This is a genomic window from Bifidobacterium simiarum, assembly GCF_002802905.1.
In the GTDB taxonomy this organism is placed as follows: Bacteria; Actinomycetota; Actinomycetes; order Actinomycetales; family Bifidobacteriaceae; genus Galliscardovia; species Galliscardovia simiarum.
The window spans coordinates 1-2,188 of sequence record NZ_PEBK01000017.1 but is presented as its reverse complement, the minus strand read 5'-3'; the positions used below and the strand labels follow the sequence as shown (position 1 = coordinate 2,188).

Annotated in this window: 2 protein-coding genes; one reads left to right on the top strand and one right to left on the bottom strand. The window is 56.1% G+C overall.

The window, feature by feature from the left end; genetic code table 11:
* Positions 1–329: hypothetical protein (locus CSQ87_RS11060; protein ID WP_207761145.1), on the top strand; the 329-nt coding region annotated here is incomplete at its 5' end.
* Positions 330–462: 133 nt separating this feature from the next.
* Here the strand turns inward: CSQ87_RS11060 and CSQ87_RS10615 are convergent.
* Positions 463–1,920 carry an MFS transporter gene (locus CSQ87_RS10615; protein ID WP_243388920.1) on the bottom strand — a complete coding sequence of 486 codons (1,458 nt, stop codon included), beginning with the start codon at positions 1,918–1,920 and terminating at the stop codon, positions 463–465.
* Positions 1,921–2,188 lie beyond the last annotated feature (268 nt).

The window sequence follows — 2,188 nt, the reverse complement described above, 5'->3', positions numbered from 1 at the left end:
TACCAACCGGACCGATCCGGCCGTGCCGGGCAGCGAATGAAAAACTTACACGAACCCACGCCACAACGCAAACCGGGATATTTCAGACACCGTCAAACCCCAAGAAAATCAACGCCTCCATCGGCGTGTCGAAAAAGGGCGCAATCGGCCATGCCACGACGCCAACCACGGCAGATCCGGCAACCATCACCAGCATAAACCAGAAAAAATTACCCGTGCGTTTCCCCGACCGAACCGTCACCGGCACGCCGAGCACAATTCAACCCGCGTTCACTCACGTATTCCAGGCACCCTCACCTCGATCATCCCAGACGGCAATCCCACAATGACATATGCCGATAATGTACATTATGTATCTATCTGCGCCATGGAATCCCCTCCCCCAACATTCCGGGGCACGAAACCCGAATGGTCAGCGCATGGTTGTCCCAAAACACAGCAATTTATTCCCCGGATGCGTCGTTATGCTCGGTTTTCCTTGTGAGCGGCAACGAATGCCCGGATGTTGGCCAGCATCGCCGCAATGACCACGATCATCAGCGCCACGTAGCCCCAATGAGCACCCTTCAGTGTGGCCGCGGCAAAACTGGAAGTACCGGTCTCGTCGGAACCAGCCTGCGCCACACCGAGGAACACCGACATCACCGTGGTGCCTACGGCACCAGAGAGCTGCTGGAACGTACTGAACAGCGCATTGCCGTCAGCCCTGAGCTGCGGCGCAATACCGGAAAGCCCGGATGTCATCGTATTGGCGAAACACATCGAAAAACCGAGCATGTAGAGAAAGTAACAGCCGCTAATCAACACAACGCCGGTCGTTGGTCCGACCAGCGTCGCCATCAACACGGTACCGAGCGGTGCAATCACCATGGCGATGGAGATCGGTCGCATAGCTCCGTACCGATCCAGCAGCGATCCGGAAATCGGAGCGACCGCAGCACCCAGTAGAGCGCCGGGCAGCACCAGTACTCCGGCAAGCAGCGGGGTCGTTCCATACCCAAGTTGGCAGGAATTCGGAATCATGTATCCGAAGCCGATGGTCACCGACTGCAGCAGCACATAAGCAAGCAAATGCCATCGGAACGTCGTGCTACGCAATACACCGAGACGGACCAAAGGCGAGAACGATCGGCTACTCCATCGGGCGAATACGATAAGCGCGACAACGGAAACGACCAGCAGAGCAATTGGTCTGGTCAGCTGCGACATGGCACCTGGCAGGTTCTTGCTGATAGCAGTAATGGCCGCGCCTCCCTGTTCCAGGGCGAAGATGAACGAAATGAATGCGACGATAAGACAGAGTACGTGCAGCGGATTGAGATGGGCATCCACGTTGGGTGTAGCCTGACGTATGGTTTTCATGCCGAGAAGACCCGAGGCGATCAGGAACATCAACAGGAGCACGAAGATCCATCGCCACGGCATGAAGGTACCGACGATACCACCGACCGTGGGGCCGAGAGCGGGAGCCACAGCACAGACGAGATTACCGACACCCATCAGCGTACCGATCTTGGACTTCGGGGATTGCTCGAGAATGATGTTGAACATCAGCGGCAGCGCCACGCCGGTCCCAGCTCCCTGCAGAATGCGAGCCAAAAGAAGCATCGGGAAATTCAACGACCACGCGGCCATAACGCAACCGACGACACACAGGGAAATCGCAATAAGGAAAATGCGACGCAATGGCAGTTTGCGCTTCAAATAGGAAGACAACGGTGTCACCAACGAAACTACCAGCAGATAACCGGTGGTCAGCCATTGCACGGTGGACGTGTCGATATGGAATTCGGTCATCAGTTCGGGAAACAGGACGTTCATCATCGTTTCGGTAAGAATGCCGATGAAAGCCATGATGCCCGTAGCCAGAATAGCGAGCAGAAGATTCGTGGAGACATGTTCGGAGGAATGCTGTTCCATGTCCGTTCGGCCGTTCCCGACCGATTCCTTTCCGTGGCCTGACATCTACGGATTGCGGCGAGTCAGGCGTCCGCCAAATTGTTTCACGTGAAACACTGTTGTGAAACACGCGTGATGTTCTGTTATGCCCCGGTGCTATTTGCCCGGAAAAACAAAGGACCCCTTGGTGGGGTTTCCTCCACCAAGGGGTCCTTCAGACGTGTAAAGCGGCGGTGTGCTACTCTCCCACACCCTATCGAGTGCAGTACCATCGCCGTGCCAGGCCTTA